The organism is Streptomyces sp. NPDC048751 (assembly GCF_043198595.1).
In the GTDB taxonomy this organism is placed as follows: domain Bacteria; phylum Actinomycetota; class Actinomycetes; order Streptomycetales; family Streptomycetaceae; genus Streptomyces.
Genome location: NZ_JBICUX010000019.1, coordinates 136,580 through 154,863, shown reverse-complemented (window position 1 = coordinate 154,863; position 18,284 = coordinate 136,580). Strand labels below are relative to the sequence as shown.

5 protein-coding genes are annotated in these 18,284 nt (G+C 73.5%); all 5 read right to left on the bottom strand.

Translation table 11 applies throughout. The features are described 5' to 3' along the window. Positions 1-1,673, bottom strand: a 1,673-nt coding sequence (locus tag ACGFNV_RS40810) for a type I polyketide synthase (protein ID WP_393629957.1), incomplete at its 3' end; no start/stop codon positions are given. A gap of 12 nt (positions 1,674-1,685) precedes the next feature. Beyond that, positions 1,686-14,426 (bottom strand): SDR family NAD(P)-dependent oxidoreductase, encoded by a 12,741-nt coding sequence (locus ACGFNV_RS40805; RefSeq protein ID WP_393629955.1) that lies wholly within the window; start codon positions 14,424-14,426, stop codon positions 1,686-1,688. 333 nt (positions 14,427-14,759) lie between these two features. Further along, on the bottom strand, positions 14,760-16,001 hold the full coding sequence (locus tag ACGFNV_RS40800; protein ID WP_393629953.1) for a cytochrome P450: 1,242 nt from the start codon (positions 15,999-16,001) through the stop codon (positions 14,760-14,762). Positions 16,002-16,335: 334 nt separating this feature from the next. Next, positions 16,336-17,676, bottom strand: a complete 1,341-nt coding sequence (locus ACGFNV_RS40795) for an NADH-quinone oxidoreductase subunit D (protein WP_393629951.1) — start codon at positions 17,674-17,676, stop codon at positions 16,336-16,338. Continuing rightward, positions 17,676-18,272 (bottom strand): NADH-quinone oxidoreductase subunit C, encoded by a 597-nt coding sequence (locus ACGFNV_RS40790; RefSeq protein WP_393629959.1) that lies wholly within the window; start codon positions 18,270-18,272, stop codon positions 17,676-17,678. The genes ACGFNV_RS40795 and ACGFNV_RS40790 overlap by 1 nt, the downstream gene beginning before the upstream one ends. Between the last annotated feature and the right edge of the window lie 12 nt (positions 18,273-18,284).

Below are 18,284 nucleotides of genomic sequence, written 5' to 3'. Positions count from 1 at the left end.
GCCCCCGGCGCCCCCTCCGCCAACGCCTCAAGCCCAACCAACAACTCATCCCGCCCACCAGCCACCACCACACCACGATGCTCCAAAGCAGCACGATCCGTGGCACTCGCGAACGCCAGCTGAGGCACAGTCAATCCCGGGTCCGCCACTACGAACTCACGCAACCGGGCCGCCTGGGCGGCCAGGCCCGTCGCGTCACGACCGGAGAGCACCACCGGCACCGGCAGCGAGAGCACCGGCTCCGGCGCGGTCCCGGCGACCGGTTCCGGCGCTTCGTCGGCCGGTGTGGCCGGGTCGGGAGCCTCCTCCAGGATGACGTGCGCGTTGGTGCCGCTGATGCCGAACGAGGACACCGCGGCGCGGCGCGGCCGCTCACCGCGCGGCCAGGGCACCGCCTCGGTGGCCAGCGACAGGGTGCCGGACGACCAGTCGATGTGCGGGGACGGAGTGTCCGCGTGCAGCGTCTTCGGCACGATCCCGTGATTCAGCGCGAGGACGGACTTGATCACCCCGGCCACCCCGGCGGCGGCGAGGGTGTGCCCGATGTTGGCCTTCACCGTGCCCAGCCACAGCGGCCGGTCGCGGTCGGCGCCGTAGGTGGCCAGCAGCGCCTGCGCCTCGATCGGGTCGCCCAGGGAGGTGCCGGTGCCGTGTGCCTCGATCAGGTCGATGTCCGCGGGGGACAGACCGGCAGCGCTCAGCGCCGCGCGGATGACCCGCTGCTGGGAGGGCCCGTTGGGGGCGGTCAGCCCGTTGGACGCGCCGTCCTGGTTGACCGCGGAGCCGCGGATGACGGCCAGCACCGGGTGGTTGTTGCGCCGCGCGTCGGACAGCCGCTCCAGCACCAGTACGCCGGCGCCCTCCGCCATGCCCATGCCGTCGGCGTCGGCGGAGAACGCCTTGCACCGGCCGTCGGCGGCCAGCACGCGCTGGCGACTGAATTCGATGAGCGGCCCGGGACTGGCCAGCACGGTCACGCCGCCCGACAGGGCCAGCGAGGACTCCCCGTTGCGCAGGGACTGCACGGCCAGGTGGAGCGTGACCAGCGAGGTGGAACAGGCGGTGTCCACGGTGATCGCCGGCCCCTCGACGCCGAGGGTGTAGGAGACACGGCCGGACAGCACGCTGGAGACCACGCCGGTGACCAGGTGCCCCTCGACGCTTGCCGGGGCGTGTGCCAGGGCGGTGCCGTACTCCTGGTGGTTCTGGCCGACGAACACGCCGGTGCGGCTGCCGCGCAGCCCGGTGGGGTCGATCCCGGCCCGTTCCAGCGCCTCCCAGGTGGTCTCCAGCAGCAGCCGCTGCTGCGGGTCCATGGCCAACGCCTCGCGCGGTGAGATCCCGAAGAAGCCGGCGTCGAACTCACCCGGGTCGTCCAGGAAGCCGCCGCGCCGCACGTAGGAGTGGCCGGAGCGGTCCGGGTCCGGGTCGTAGATGCCCTCGATGTCCCAGCCGCGGTCGGTGGGCAGCCCGCCGGTGACGTCCCGGCCCTCGGCCAGCACTCGCCACAGGTCCTCCGGGGAGCGCACCCCGCCCGGGTAGCGGCAGGCCATGCCGACGACGGCGACGGGCTCGGTGCGGGACTGCTCGATCTCCTGCAGGCGGCGGTTGGCCTTGCGCAGGTCGACCATGACCCGCTTCAGGTAGCCGCGCAGCTTCTCTTCCTCGGACATGTCCAACCCCCTTCAGTTCGCCCCGAGTTCGCGGTCGATGAGCTCGTACATCTCCTCGTTCGACGTCGGGTCGAAGTCGATGTCGTCCTCATCTCCGCCGATCAGCGACAGCATCGACCGCAGCCGTGTCTCGATGTCGGCCCGTTCGGCGTCGGCATCCACCCCGGACAGCCGCTCGGCGAGTCGGTCCAGTTCTGCGAGGAGGGGCGGCTCGGGCGGCGCCAGCCGGGTGCGCAGGTACTCGGCCACCGCGGCCGGGGTGGGCTGGTCGAACACCAGGGTCGCCGGCAGTGTCAGCCCGCTGACCTCGCCGAGCCGGTTGCGCAGCTCGATCGCGGTCAACGAGTCGTAGCCCAGTTCGCGGAAGGCCCGGTCCGCGTCGATCCCGGCCGGGCCGGAGTGGCCCAGCACCACGGCGGCCTGCTCGCGCACCAGCCGCAGCAGGGTGCTGCGGCGTTCGGTGTCGGACAGCCCGGCCAGCCGCTGCGCCCAGGAGGAACCGGACGGCTGCGACGCCTGAGGCTCGGACGCCCCGGGCAGGGCACGCTGCGCCTCGGGGATCTCGGCGAACAGCGGCCTGCTGCGGGCCGAGGCGAACAGCGGCATGAACCTCGCCCAGTCCACGTCGGCCACCGACAGCCCGGTCTCGGCACGCTCGAGGATGGTGCGCAGGGCGTCCAGCGCCGGACCGGGGGCGAGCAGCGGCAGGCCCTGGCGGCGCAGGTGGCCCGCGTCCACCCCGTCGGGGAAGCGGGCGCCGTCCCACACGCCCCAGGCCACCGAGGTCACCGGCAGACCGGCCGCACGGGCCTGCTCGGCCAGCGCGTCCAGCTCGGCGTTGGCCGCGGCGTAGGCGCCGTGGTCGCCGCTGCCCCACACCCCGGCGATGGAGGAGTAGAAGACCAGCGTGTCCAGCTCGGCCGGGTCGAGCAGTTCGAGGAGATGCCGGGCGCCCTGGACCTTGGCGGTGAGCACGTCGGCGTACTCGGCCAGGTCGGTGTCGGTCAGCGCGGCCAGCCGCATCAGCGCGGCGGCGTGCACCACGGTGCGCACCACCTCGCCCTGCTCGCGCAAGCCGGTCAGCAGCGCCGCCACGGCGGCCCGGTCGCCGATGTCGCAGGCCTGCGCGGTCAGCCGCACGCCGAGGCCGTCGAGTTCGGCCGCCAGCTCGGCGACCCCCTCCGCCTTCGCTCCGCTGCGGCTGAGCAGCACCACGTGTTGCACGCCGAGCCCGGCCAGCCAGCGGGCGACCTCCGGGCCCAGTGCGCCCGTGCCGCCGGTGACGAGCGCGGTGTCCCTGGCCTGCCAGCCACCGGCGACGCCGCCATCGAGCGGGGCGTGCACCAGTCGGCGCAGCAGCGTGCCGTCGGCGCGTACGGCCAGCTGGTCCTCCTCGCCCCAGCCGCCGGCCAGCACGCCGCGCAGCTGTTCCAGCGCGGCCTCGTCCAGTTCGGCGGGAAGGTCGACCAGGCCGCCCCAGAACGTGGGGTGTTCCAGCATCACCACCCGGCCCAGACCCCACACCTGTGCCGCGCTCGGCTCGCGCAGCGGGTCGGAGTCGCCGGTGCTGACCGCGCCTGACGTCACCAGCCACAACGGCACCGCCGCGTCCAGGTCGCCCAGCGCCTGCACCAGCGCCAGGGTGGCGGCCACGCCGGCGGGCACCACGGGATGCTCCGGGTGCGGGCGGCGGTCGGCGGCCAGCAGGGACAGCACCCCGCGTGGGGTGTGCTCGGCCAGCGCACGGCGCAGGTGACCGGTCAGGGCTGCACGGTCGGTGTGCTCGGTGTCCACCGTGACGGCGCGCACCGGAAGGCCGCCGGTGAGTTTCTCCAGCCATTCCTGCTCCACGCCGGAGCGGGGTACCAGGGCCAGCCACTCGCCGTCCGGTTCGGTTCGCGTCGGCGCGCCCGCGGCGCGCCACTCGACGCGGTGGCGCCAGGTGTCGGCCCGCGACCGGGCCTGCTGGGCCAGCCAGTACCAGCGGTGCTGGAAGGCGTAGACGGGCAGGTCCACCTGTCGTGCGCCGGTGCCTTCGAACACCTCGGCCAGGCGCACCCCGGCCCCGCGGACGTGCGCCTCGGCCAGCGACTGGGCGAACCGCGGCCAGCCGCCGTCGTCGCGGCGCAGTGTGGACAGTACGGCGGCCCGCGCCCCGGCTGCGTCCACGGTCTCCTGCACGCCGGGGGAGACCACCGGGTGCGGGCTGATCTCCAGGAACGTGCCGATCCCGGCGTCCAGCGCGGCGCGTACCGCGTCGGCGAACCGGACGGTCTGGCGCAGGTTGGTGTACCAGTACGCTCCGGTGAGCTCGCCGGGGTCGAGGCGCTGCCCGGTGACCGTGGAGTACATCTCGATCCGCGTCGCCCCCGGGCTGATCCCTGCGAGGAGACCGGCCAGGCTGTCCTTGACGGCGGTGACCTGGGTGGAGTGCGAGGCGTAGTCCACCGCGATGTGCCGGGTCCGCACCCCGCGCGCCGTGCAGTCGGCCCGCAGTTCCTCCAGGGCGGACGGGTCCCCGGAGACGACGGTGGAGGTGGGGCTGTTGATCGCGGCCACGCCCAGCCGGTCGTCGGTGAACAGAGCCCTCAGTTCCTCGGCGGGCAGCGCCACCGACATCATGCCGCCCTTGCCGGACAGTTCGGTCAGCGCGCGGCTGCGCAGGCACACCACCGCGGCGGCGTCGGCGAGGGACAGCGCCCCGGCCACGCAGGCCGCGGCGATCTCGCCCTGCGAGTGGCCGATCACCGCCTCCGGTTCCACGCCGTGCGCGCGCCACAGCGCGGCCAGCGACACGGTGACCGCGAAGGTCACCGGCTGCACCACGTCCACCCGCTCCAGCGAGGGCGCGCCCGGCGCGCCGCGCAACACGTCCAGCACGGACCAGTCCGTGTGGGCCTCGATCGCGGCGGCGCACTCGGCCAGCCGGTCGGCGAACACCGGCGCGGAGTCCAGCAGTTCCAGTGCCATCCCGGCCCACTGCGCGCCCTGGCCGGGGAACACGAACGCCACCCGCCGTGCCGCGTCGGTCGCGGTGCCGCGCGGCACGCCCGGGGTGTCCCGGCCTTCGACCAGTGCGCCGAGCCGTTCGCCCAGTTGCTCCGGGTCGGCGGCCAGCACGACGGCGCGGTGTTCCAGTGCGGCCCGGCCGGTCACGCTGGACCAGGCGATGTCCAGCACCCTGTCGCCGGGGTGGTCGGCGAGGTGTGCGGCCAGCCGCGCGGCCTGCTCGCGCAGGGCGTCCTCGGTCTGCCCGGACAGCGCGACCGGCAACAGTCGGGGTTCGGTGTTCGGTTGCGCCGTACCGGGCTCGTCGGGTTGCTCGAGCGCCGCCTGCTCGACGATGACGTGCGCGTTGGTACCGCTGATGCCGAACGAGGACACTCCGGCGCGGCGCGGGCGGCCGGTGTCCGGCCAGGGCCGGGCCTCGGTGAGCAGCCGCACTCCCCCGGACTCCCAGTCCACGTGCGGGGAGGGCTCGTCCACGTGCAGGGTGCGGGGCAGCTCGCCGTGCCGGAGCGCCTGCACCATCTTGATCAGGCCGGCCACCCCGGCCGCGGCCTGCGTGTGCCCGATGTTGGACTTGATCGACCCGAGCCACAACGGCCGGTCGCGGTCGGCGCCGTAGGTGGCCAGCAGCGCCTGTGCCTCGATCGGGTCTCCCAGCGGCGTCCCGGTGCCGTGGCCCTCCACCGCGTCGACGTCCTGTACGTTCAGTCCGGCTGCGGCCAGCGCGGAGCGGATCACCCGCTCCTGCGAGGGGCCGTTGGGTGCCGTGAGACCGTTGGACGCGCCGTCCTGGTTCACCGCCGAACCGCGCACCACGGCCAGCACGCGGTGGCCGTTGCGGCGTGCCGCGGACAGCGGCTCCAACAGGAGCAGGCCGACGCCCTCGGACCAGCCGGTGCCGTCGGCCGCCCCGGCGTAGGGCTTGCACCGCCCGTCCGCGGCCAGCCCGCGCTGCCGGGAGAACGCGGTGAACGTGGTCGGCTCGGCCATCACCGTCACCCCGCCCGCCAGCGCCAGCGAGCACTCCCCGGAACGCAGCGCCTGTGCCGCGAGGTGCACCGCCACCAGCGAGGAGGAACAGGCGGTGTCCACGGTGAGGGCGGGCCCCTGCAGGCCGAACGTGTAGGCGACCCGGCCGGAGGCGACGCTCCCGGCGGTGCCGGTGAGCAAGTGCCCCTCGACGCCCTCGGGGAGCTCGCTCAGCGTGGCCGCGTAGTCGTGGTACATCACTCCGGTGAACACGCCGGTCTGGCTGCCGCGTACCGAGGACGGGTCGATTCCCGCCCGCTCCAGCGTCTCCCAGGCCGTCTCCAGCAGCAGCCGCTGTTGCGGGTCCATCGCCAGCGCCTCGCGCGGCGAGATCCCGAACAGGCCGGCGTCGAACCGGCCGGCATCGTGGAGGAAGCCGCCGTGCCGGGTGTAGGTGTGACCGGCCCGGTCGGGGTCCGGGTCGTACAGGCCGGCCACGTCCCAGCCGCGGTCGGTGGGGAACCCGCCGATGGCGTCGCCGCCGCGGGCCACCAGGTCCCAGAGGTCCTCCGGCGAGGCGATCCCGCCCGGGAAGCGGCAGGCCATGCCGACGATCGCGATCGGCTCGTCCGCGGTCACGACCGGGGAGGCGGCCGCCGGGGTGCTCGTCGGGGCGGTGTCGCCGACCAGCTGGTCGCGCAGGTACCTGGCCAGTCCGGCGGGGGTGGGGTGGTCGAACACCAGCGTCGCGGGCAGCCGTACCCCGGTCGCCCGGCCCAGCCGGTTGCGCAGTTCCACCGCGGTCAACGAGTCGAAACCGACGTCCTTGAAGGGCCGGTCCGGTGACAGCCCGCCGGGGTCGGAGTGGCCGAGCACCACCGCCGCCTGGGTCAGCACCAGGTCCTGGAGCACCCGGAGCGGCTCCCCTTCGGCCAGCCGCCTACGCAGCCCGTCGGCGCCGTCCACCGCATGATCCGTGGCGGCGGCGCGGCGCACCGACGGCACCAGTGCGCGCAGCACCGCAGGCAGCACACCTTCGGCCGCCCGCTCGCGCAGCGCCGTCAGGTCCAGCCGGGCTGCCACCAGGACCGGATCCGCAAGCGCGGTGGCCGCGTCGAACAGGTCGAGCGCGGTGCCGGAGTCCAGCGGCACCACCCCGGCGCGGGCGAGTCGGGCCCGGTCGGTGTCGGCCATCCGCTCGGTCATCCCGCTGTTCTCGGCCCACAGTCCCCAGGCCACCGCGGTAGCGGGCAACCCGGCGGCGTGGCGCTGTGCGGCCAGTCCGTCCAGGGCGGCGTTGGCCGCCGCGTAGGCGGCCTGTCCGGCGTTGCCCAACGTCCCGGCCACCGAGGAGAACAGTACGAACCGGGTCAGGTCCCGGTCCCGGGTCAGCTCGTCCAGGTGCCGCGCGCCGTCCACCTTCGCCCGGAACACCTCGGCCACCCGTTGCGGGGTGAGTGTGGCGAGCACCCCGTCGTCGAGGATCCCGGCGGCGTGGACCACCGCTGTCACCGGGTGCGCGGCCAGCAGCGCCGCCACCGCCTCCCGCTCGGCCACGTCACACGCCACCACCGCCACCTCGGCACCCAACCCGCGCAGCTCCGCAGCCAGCTCCGCCATCCCCGGCGCCTCACCACCCCGCCGAGAAGCCAGCACCAGACCACGCACTCCGTGACGCTCCACCAGATGCCGCGCCACCGAACGCCCCAGAGCCCCACTCGCCCCAGTGATCAGCACCGTCCCCTCACCCGACCACGGAGCACCCCCACCCCCCTCGGACACCCGAGCCAACCGCGGCACGAACACCCGCCCGGCACGCACCGCCAATTGCGGTTCAGCCGTCGCGGCCAGCCGGGGCAGCAACGTCTCGGACGCGGCGTGCCCGTCGGTGTCCACCAGGACGAAGCGGTCGGGGTTCTCGGTCTGCGCCGAGCGCACCAGGCCCCACACCGACGCCGCGTCCGGGTCGACCGGCGGGTCCCCCGGCCCGGCCGCGACGGCACCGCGGGTGAGCAGCGCCAGCCTGGACTCGGCGAACCGCTCCTCGGCCAGCCAGCGCCGCACCACCGCCAAGGCGTCGGTGACCCCGGTCGTCGGAACACCCACCACGGCGGGCACCCGCTCGCCCAGCTCGTCCAGCCCGCCCGGACCCTCCGACATCGCCCACGCACCGTCCTGCGCCGGAACCACCAGCGGAACCCAGCTCGTGCGGTACAGGTGGTCCTGGCGGCCGACGGTGAGTTGTTCGGCGGTCACCGGGCGGAAGGCCAGCGAGTCGATCACGGCGACGGGGTTGTCCTCGCCGTCGGTCAAGGTGATCGACACGGCTCCCCCGGCCGCGGGGCGCAAGCGCACCCGCGCCGCGGCGGCACCGGCCCGGTACAGCCGGACCCCGGTGAACGCGAACGGCAGCAAGGTCGGGGAAGCGGGGTCGGCGGTGCTGTCGGCCGGGATCGCCGCTTGCAACGCCGCGTCCAGCAGGGCCGGGTGCAACCCGAACGACGTGGCTTCCCCGGCCGCCGGTTCGGGCAGGGCGACCTCGGCGAACAGTTCCTCGCCGTGCCGCCACAACCGGCGCAGGCCCTGGAAGACGGGCCCGTAGCCGTAGCCGAGCCGGGCCAGTGCCGGGTAGCGGTCGGCCGGCTCGACCAGGGTGGCGCCCTCGGGCAGCCGGCCGTCGATCTCGGGCGCGGGAACATCGGCCACGGAGAGCCTGCCGGTGGCGTGGTGTGTCCACTCCGGTCCGCTGCCCTGTCGCGCGTACACGTCCACGGCGCGGCCGCCGTCCTCGTCCGGCGCGCCGAGCACCGTCTGCACCCGCACGCCGCCGCGCTCGGGCAGCTGCAGCGGCGTGTGCACGGTCAGCTCGTCCAGCGATCGGCAGCCCACCTCGTCCCCGGCGCGCACGGCCAGCTCGACGAACGCGGCGGCGGGCAGCACCACGGTGCCGAACACCATGTGGTCGGCCAGCCAGGGCTGGCGCTGCCGGGACAGCTCACCGGTCAGCAGCAGCTCACCGGTGGAGGCCACCGAAGCGGTCGCGCCGAGGAGCGGGTGGGCGGTGGTGTCCATCCCGAACGCGGCCGGATCCGATGCGCCCGACCGGGTGGACAGCCAGTAGCGCTCCCGCTGGAAGGCGTAGGTGGGCAGCTCCGCCCGATGGCCCCCGGCGCCGAACGCGGCGGTCCAGTCCACCGGGACCCCGCGCACGTGGGCCTCGGCCAGCGACAGCAGGAACCGGCCCGGGCCGCCCTGGTCGCGGCGCAGCGAACCGACCACCACGGCCGTGCTGCCCGCCGACTCGACGGTGTCCTGGACGGCCGCGGTCAGGATCGGGTGCGGGCCGGCCTCCACGAACACCCGGTGCCCGGCGCGGTCCAGCTCGCGGATCGTCTCCTCGAAGTGGACGGTCTGGCGTAAGTTCCGGTACCAGTACTCGGCGTCCAGGAGCGCCGTGTCCAGTCGCTTGCCGGTCACCGTGGAGTAGAACGGGATCTCGGCGCTGCGCGGCTCCAGTCCGGCGAGCCGGTCCAGCAGTTCGGCGCGGATGCGTTCCACCTGCTCGGAGTGCGAGGCGTAGTCCACCGCGACCAGCCGGGCCCGCACCCCTTCGGCGGTCAGCTCGGCGACCAGTTCCCGCAGCGCGCCGGGTTCGCCGGAAAGCACCACCGAGGCGGGCCCGTTGACCGCGGCCACCGACACCCGGTCGGCCCGGGCCGCCAGCCGCTGTTCCAGCTCGGCGATCGGCAGCGCCACCGACATCATCCCGCCGCCGCCGGACAACGCGCCCAGCGCGGCGCTGCGCAGCGCGCTCACCTTCGCGGCGTCGCGCAGGGACAGCGCCCCCGCCACACAGGCGGCCGCGATCTCCCCCTGCGAATGACCGACCACCGCATCGGGCTCCACCCCGAACGACCGCCACAACGCCGCCAACGACACCATCACCGCGAACGACACCGGCTGCACCACATCCACCCGCTCCAACGACGGCTGACCCGCCTCACCCCGCAACACACCCAGCAACGACCAGTCCACGAACTCACCCAACGCCGCCGCACACTCCCCCATCCGCGCCGCGAACACCGGCGAGGACTCCAGCAACTCGACCGCCATCCCCTCCCACTGCGCACCCTGACCCGGAAACACGAACACCGTCCGACCGTCCACATCGGCCACCCCGCGCACCAGGCCGGGCGCCTCCTCGTCGGCGGCCAGGGCACGCAGGCCCCGTAGCAGGTCCGCGCGGTCGGTGGCGGTGAGCACGGCGCGGTGCTCCAGCCGCGCCCGGGAGGCGGCGGCCGCGCGCGCGACGTCCTCCAGGCGCGGCTCGGACCGCCCTTCCAGGTGCGCGGCCAGCCGCTCGGCCTGCGCGCGCAACGCGGCCGCGGTCTGCCCGGACACCACTACCGGCACCGGACCGGACCGCAGCACCGGGTTCGGCTCCACCGCGGGCTCCGCCGCCGTCTCGGGCGCCTGCTCGACGATCACGTGCGCGTTGGTGCCGCTGATCCCGAACGAGGACACCCCGGCACGGCGCGGCCGGTCGCGCTCCGGCCAGGGCCGCTCCTCGGTGAGCAGCCGTACCGCGCCGGCCGACCAGTCCACATAGGGCGAGGGTTCGTCCACGTGCAGGGTGCGCGGCAGCAGGCCGTGCCGCATCGCCTGCACGACCTTGATGACCCCGGCGACCCCGGCCGCCGCCTGGGTGTGACCGATGTTGGACTTCAGCGACCCCAGCCACACCGGATCGTCCCCGCGGTCCCGGCCGTAGGTCTCCAACAGGGCCCGCGCCTCGATCGGGTCGCCCAGCGCTGTCCCCGTGCCGTGCGCCTCCACCAGGTCCACGTCCGAAGCGGACAGCTCCGCGGCGGCCAGCGCAGTCCGGATCACCCGCTCCTGCGAGGGCCCGTTGGGCGCCGTCAGACCGTTGGACGCACCGTCCTGGTTCACCGCCGAACCACGCAGCACCGCCAGCACCGGGTGGCCGTTGGCTCGTGCGTCGGACAACCGCTCCAGCACCAGTTGCCCGGCGCCCTCCGCCCAGCCGGTGCCGTCGGCCGCCGCCGCGAAGGACTTGCACCGACCGTCGGGCGCGAGCCCGCGCTGCCGGGAGAACTCCACGAAGATGCCCGGCGTGGACATCACTGTCACCCCGCCGGCCAGCGCCAGCGAGCACTCCCCCGCGCGCAGCGCCTGCGCCGCCAGGTGCACCGCCACCAGCGACGAGGAGCATGCCGTGTCCACGGTGACCGCCGGGCCCCGCAGTCCCAGGGTGTAGGCGATCCGCCCGGAGGCGACGCTGGGGGTGGTTCCGGTCAGCAGGTAGCCGTCCAGGCCGGCGGCACCCTCGTGCATCCGCGGGCCGTAGTCCTGCGCCATCACTCCGGCGAACACCCCGGTCGCGCTGTCGCGCAGGGACAGCGGGTCGATCCCGGCCCGCTCCAGTGCCTCCCAGGAGGTCTCCAGCAACAGCCGCTGCTGCGGGTCCATGGCCAGCGCTTCGCGCGGCGAGATGCCGAAGAGTCCCGCGTCGAACTCGGCCGCCCCGTACAGGAAACCTCCGGTGCGCGCGTAGCTGCGGCCCGGCCGGTCCGGGTCGGTGTCGAACAACGCGTCCAGGTCCCAGCCGCGGTCGGTGGGGAACCCGCCGACCGCGTCGCCGGCGGAGGCCACCAGGTCCCACAGGTCCTCCGGCGAGCCCACTCCACCAGGGAACCGGCAGGCCATCCCGACGATCGCGATCGGCTCGGCGGCGGGCGCCGCCACCGTCGGCTCGGAGTGCACGGGCGTCCCGGCGGCCAGTTCCGCGATCAGGTGCTCGCCCAGCCGTTCCGGGGTCGGGTGGTCCAGTACGACCGTGGAGGGCAGCCGCAGCCCGGTCACCTCGGCCAGCCGCTGCCCCAGCTCCACCGTCATCAGCGAAGTGAAGCCCAGGTCCCGGATCGTGCGGCGCGCGTCCAGCCGGTCGGCCGAGTCCAGCTCCAGCGCCGCGGCCACCTCGGCCCGCACGAGCGCGCGCACCGCCTGCTCCCGCTCGGCCGCGGGCAGCCCGGCGAGTCGCGAGATCGGCCGCGCCGGTATCTCCGCCACCGGCGCGGCCACCACTTCGGACGTCGTGCCGCCGGAGGCCGTCACCCCGGCGATCCAGTGCCGCCGGCGCTGGAACGGGTAGGTGGGCAACGGGATCCGCCGGGCCCCGGAGCCCTCGTAGAACCGCGCCCAGTCCACGGGGACACCGCGCACGTGCACCCGGGCCACCGCGGTGAGCAGCGACCGCAGGTCGGGGCGCTCGCCGCCGGTCATCGCGGGGACGAACGCCGCGTCCTCCGGCGCGCTGCCCGGGCCCATCGCGCTCAGCGTCCCGTCCGGGCCCAGCTCGAGGAACGTGCGTGCGCCGCCCGCGCAGGCCGTGGCGATCGCGTCGGCGAACCGCACCGTGTCGCGGGTGTGCCGTGCCCAGTACTCCGGCCAGTCCACCCCGGTCACGTCCAGCTCGGCACCGGTCAGCGAGGACAGGACGGGCAGGGTCGGCGGCCGCCAGTCGATCCGGGCCGCGGCCGCGCGCATCCCGTCCAGGATGCCGTCCACGTGTGACGAGTGACTGGCCATCGGGACCTGGATCCGCCGGGTGCGCCTGCCCCTTGCGGACCAACGGCCCGCGATCGCCAGCGTGGCGTCCTCGTCCCCGGACAGCACCGTGGCGGTCGGGCTGTTGAGTGCGGCGATCGACACCAGGCCGCCGGTCCCCTCGACGTCCGGCAGCAGCTCCGCCTCGGACGCCTCCACCAGCACCATCGCCCCACCGGGCGGGATCTCGTGCATCAGCCGGCCCCGGGTGGCCACCAGCGCGCAGGCGTCGGCCAGCGACATCGCCCCGGCGACATGCATGGCGGCCAGCTCGCCGAAGGAGTGGCCGAGTACCGCGTCCGGGGTGATCCCCCAGCTCTCCACCAGCCGGAACAGCCCGACCTGCACGGCGAACAACGCGGGCTGCGTGTAGGTCGGATCGTCCAGCAGCGCCGCGTCCGCCGAACCCTCCTCGGCGAAGACCACCTCCAGCAGCGGCTTCGGCAAGTGCCGGCGCATCTCCTCGGCGATCTCGTCCACCGCCGCGGCGAACACCGGGTGGCGCCGGTGGATTTCCAGGCCCATGCCGGGCCGCTGGTTGCCCTGGCCGGCGAAGAGGAACACCGTCCGCCCCTCGACAGCGGTGCCGCGCACGACCCGCGCGTTCGCCGCGTCCCCGGCCAGCGCCTCCAGCAGGCCGGACGCCTCCTCGGCCGACTCCGCGACCAGCACCGCCCGCCGCTCCAGCGGGGTGCGTGTGGTGGCCAGCGAGTAGGCCAGGTCCACCACGGACGCCGGCACCGACTCGCCCACCCGGGCGGCCAGTTCGGCCAGCGCCGCCGGAGCCCGCGCGGACAACGGCACCAGCACCGGCCCGTCGTGGCGTCCGGCGTCGCGATCGGGCGCCGCGCCGGGAGCGGGCGGCTCGGCCAGCACCACGTGGCAGTTGGCCCCGCCCATGCCGAACGAGCTCACCCCCGCCAGCAGCGGGCCCTCCACGGCGGGCCACGGCCCGGTCTCGGTGACCACCCGCAACCCCAGCTCCGCCAACGGGATCCGGGGGTTCGGGGTGCGGAAGTTCAGGCTGGGCACCAGTTGCCGACGCGACAGACACAGGACCGTCTTGACCAGACCGGCGATCCCGGCCGCGCCCTCCAGGTGCCCTATGTTCGTCTTCACCGAGCCGACCAGCAGCGGCCGCTCGCGCCGCGCCGCCGTGCCCAGCGCCGCGGCCTCGACCGGGTCGCCCAGTGGCGTCCCGGTGCCGTGCAGTTCCACGTAGCTCAGCTCGGCCGGGGACACCCCGGCCGCCGCGCAGGCCATGCGCAGCACCTCTTGCTGCGCCTCCTGGCGCGGGGCGGTCAGCGAGTCGCCGCCGCCGTCGTTGTTGGTGGCAGTGCCCCGGATCACCGCGTGCACGGTGTCCCCGTCGGCCAGCGCCGCCGACAGCGGCTTGAGTACGAGTACGGCGCCGCCCTCGCCGCGTACGAACCCGTTGGCCCGCTCGTCGAAGGTGTAGCAGCGTCCGTCCGGGGAGATCGCGCCCAGCGCCCGGGTGACGTCGTAACCGTCCTGGGCGATGTTCAGGTTGACGCCACCGGCCAGCGCCACCGTGCACTCGCCCGCCGCCAGCGCCCGGCAGGCCAGGTGTACCGCGGCCAGCGAGGAGGACTGCGCGGTGTCCACCACCAGGCTCGGCCCGCTCAGCCCCAACGCGTAGGAGACCCGGTTGGCGATCATCGCTCGGTTCCGGCCGGTGGCCGAGTGAGGGCTCAGCCGCGCGCCGCGCAGTGCGGCGTAGTCGTCGTAGGTGGCGCCGACGTAGACCCCGGTGCGGCTGTCGCTGTCGCCGTCGCGGTCGCGGTCGCGGTCGCCCGGGATGATCCCGGCGTCCTCGAACGCCTCCCAGGCCAGCTCCAGCACCAGCCGCTGCTGCGGGTCCAGCACGGCCGCCTCCCCCGGCGAGACGCCGAAGAAGCCCGCGTCGAAGGAGTCGACCTGGTCCAGGAAACCCGCCCGCACCGGCTCACCGGAGGGCAGCACCGGCACGGCCGGGCCGTCCGGGTGGCAGCGACGCGGACCGGGTTCGCTCAGCGCGTCCCGCCCGTCCCGCAACAGCTGCCAGAACTCAGTGGGGTTCGCCGCACCCGGCAGTCGGCACGCCAGGCCGACGACCGCGACCGGTTCTTGGCAAGCAGAATTACCCACCCGGGATTCCCCCTCCACGTCACCACATTGGTGAGGACACGTCAGATATGCCGGACGTCACTCCGGGCGGACAGCCACCGCGACACTGCGGGCAGGCCGGAATGGCCGCTTCCTCGCACTCGGCACGTTCGGTCGGCGGGCACGCCCCCGCCCCGGCCTGTGGCGGCGGCAGGCCGGCCACATTCCAGACCGATCATCGACAACGGACGGACCTCGGACACCGGCACACGGCACGCTGGGGCCTGACGGGGTCACCACCCTGTGACCACCGTCCCCGGACCGCCGCGGCGGTCCGGGTCGCGGCGCCGGCCGCGAGCGGCAGGCCAGTGGTGCTCAGGCCCGGACGAACTCCACGGGCACCTTCAGTGCGACCGTGTGCTTGCTGTTGTTGGCCCACGGCACCGGACCGGTCAACCGCACCTCGGCGACCTGGTCGAGCAACACGCTGAACAGGGTGCGCAGTTCGAGGCGGGCCAGGTCCACCGCGAGGCAGCTGTGCGGCCCCCAGCCGAAGGCCACGTGGGGGTTGGGGTCGCGGCGCACATCGAAGGACATGGCGTCGTCGAACACGCTCTCGTCCCGGTTTGCCGAGGACCACCACAGGGTCACCTTGTCCCCCCGCCGGATCTGCACGCCGTTGAACGTGAAGTCCTCGGTGGCCGTGCGCCGGTTGTACGGCGTCGGCGTGGACCAGCGCATCATCTCCTCGATCGCGCTGTCCAGCAGGGACCGGTCCGCGCGCAGCGCCTGCCACTGGTCCGGCCGCTCGGCCAGGGCGAGCAGGCCCACCGCGATCACGTTACGGGTGGGCTCGCTCCCGGCCAGGGACAGCAGGTTGACGAACACCTCGCGCTCGTACTCGCGCAGCGGCGGCTCGCCATGGCCTTCCGGCAGGTCACCGGCGGCGATCACGGACAGGAAGTCCTGCGCCGGGTTGGCCCGCTTCTCGGCGATCAGCTTGACGCCGTACTGGTACATGGCCAGCAGGGCCGCCTGGCTCCGCGAGGAGGACTCGCCGGACTCACGGTCCTCGTAGCCCATCACCACCTCGGTCCAGTCGACGAACTGCGGCCAGTCCTGGCGGGGCACGCCCATCAGCGCGGCCACCACCTCGACGGAGAACCTGCCGGCGACGTCGTTCTGGAAATCACAGGAGCCCTGGCCGACCACTTCGGAGATGATCGCCTCGGCGCGTTCCGTGATGGTGGGGGTCAGCGCGTCCAGCACCGGGCCGGTGACCGAGGGTGTGACGAGCTCGCGCAGCAGCCGGTGCCGGGGGTCGTCCGTCATGTTGAGCATCGCGCCGGAGTAGGTGCCGGCGGGCAGGTCGTCGAGGTGGGTGCCGCCGCCCTCGCGGTCACCGCCGCCCTGGGAGGACAGCAGCGGATGCGCCGCGGCCTCGACCACGTCGGCGTAGCGGGAGAGCACCCAGAAGTTCTCACCGTCGCGGGTGCGGCCGGGCGGGTGCAGCAGGATGGGCGCTTCCCGGCGGAGCCGGGCGAAGACCTCATGCGGGAATCCGTCGCCGAATCGATCTTGATCGCTGAGGTCGAACCCGCCCAGAACGGCGGGCAACTCGTTTTCGGAAATCTCGGTGACGCTCTTTAATCGCGGGACGGCTGGCTGTTCCAACGACATAAGCTCTCCAGATTTACACTGACGCAACAAGGGACGTCAAACGCAACAGCAGTGTCACCCGATCACGGAAAGATCGTCAAGAGCCCTCTGTGGAAGTTGGGTTGACGCTGGGTTGTCCTTTAGGGGGAGCTGACACCCTTTCCTTCGAGGGCAGAATGCTGTGCTGTCGCAAACCGCACACCGAGTCGCCCGCACTCGGACCGGAACGTCGAGGCGGGCGGCCGGGGCAGGTCGACCGGGTCGCCCGCCGCATCATTCTTCTACGGTGTCGTCAGCGGTCGACGCCTCCCAGAACGGGGTCGATGGACGCGACGACGACGATGACGTCGGCCAGCTGGCCGCCTTCGCACATCGCCGCCAGGGCCATCAGGTTGGCGAAAGAGGGTTCGCGGAAGTGGAGCCGGTAGGGGCGCGTGCCGCCGTCGGAGACGACGTGCGCGCCGAGTTCCCCCTTGGGCGACTCGACGGTGGCGTAGGCCTGCCCGGGCGGAACCCGGAAGCCCTCGGTGACCAGCTTGAAGTGGTGGATCAGGGCCTCCATGGAGCCGCCCATGATCTCCTTGATGTGGTCGGGGGAGTTGCCCAGACCATCGGGGCCGAGCGCGAGCTGGGCGGGCCAGGCGATCTTCTTGTCCGCGACCATCACGGGCCCCGGCTCCAGCCGGTCGAGGCACTGCTCGACGATCCGCAGCGACTGCCGCATCTCCTCCAGGCGGATCAGGAAGCGGCCGTAGGCGTCGCAGGAGTCGGCAGTCGGCACCTCGAAGTCGTACGTCTCGTAGCCGCAGTACGGTTCGGCCTTGCGAAGATCGTGCGGCAGGCCGGTGGAGCGCAGGATGGGCCCCGTGACGCCGAGCGCCATGCAGCCGGCGAGGTCGAGGTAGCCGACGTCGCGCATGCGGCCCTTGAAGACCGGGTTGCCGGTGGCGAGCTTGTCGTACTCCGGAAGGTTCTTCCTGAGCGTCCTGACCAGGTCGCGCAGCTGGTCGACGGCCCCGGCCGGCAGGTCCTGGGCGAGCCCGCCGGGCCGGATGAACGCATGGTTCATCCGCAGGCCGGTGATCAACTCGTAGGCGTCGAGGATGAGTTCACGATCGCGGAAGCCGTAGATCATCACCGTGGTGGCGCCGAGCTCCATACCGCCGGTGGCGATGCACACCAGGTGCGACGACATCCGGTTCAGCTCCATCAGGAGCACTCGGATGATCGTGGCCCGGTCGGGGATGTCGTCCTCGATGCCGAGCAGCTTCTCCACGCCCATGCAGTACGCCGTCTCGTTGAAGAACGACGTGAGGTAGTCCATGCGGGTCACCAACGTGGTGCCCTGCGTCCACGTGCGGTACTCGATGCTCTTCTCGATGCCGGTGTGGAGGTAGCCGATGCCGCAGCGCGCCTCGGTGACGGTCTCGCCGTCGATCTCGAGGATCAGCCGGAGCACTCCGTGGGTGGACGGATGCTGGGGGCCCATGTTGACGACGATGCGCTCGTCGTCGGCGCGCGCGATGGACTGGACGACCTCGTCCCAGTCCCCGCCGGTGACCGTGTAGACGGTGCCCTCGGTCGTCTCGCGAGCACTGGACGCGGGGGTGGCGTGCACGTGTGAGGTGGTCATCAGCTGTACGACCTCCGCTGGTTGATCCGGGCGCCCTTGTGCTCGACGGCGACACCGTCCAAGGGGTGGTCCTTGCGCTGCGAGAAGCCTTGCCGGTCGTTCGGCGTGATCCGGGTCAGGGCCCGGTGACCGTCGAACACGATCCCGAAGCAGTCGTGGGTCTGGCGTTCGTGCCAGTCGGTGGTCGGATAGACCTGCACCAGCGAGGGCACGCGGGGGTCGGTGTCGGGCGCCGCGACTTCCAGGCGGAGCTGCCGCCCGTGCGTGATCGAGCGCAGGTGGTACACGACGTGGAGCTCTCGGCCCCGGTCGCCGGGGTAGTGGACACCGATGACTCCCGTGCACAGCTCGAAGCGCAGCGCGGGGTCGTCGCGCAGCGTCGTGGCCACCCGCACGAGGTGCTCGCGCTCGATGTGGAAGGTGAGTTCGCCGCGGTCGACGACCTTGTTGACGAGGGCGAGGTCCGGGACGAGTCCCTGTTCCTTCAGCGCCCGCTCGAGTTCGTCGACGACCAGGTCCAGGACGCCTTTCTCGCCGGGCGCTCCCTGTGGGTCGGGGGCGTGTTCGCTGCCGTTCGCAGGGGCACAGGTCGGCACCGTGCCGCCGCC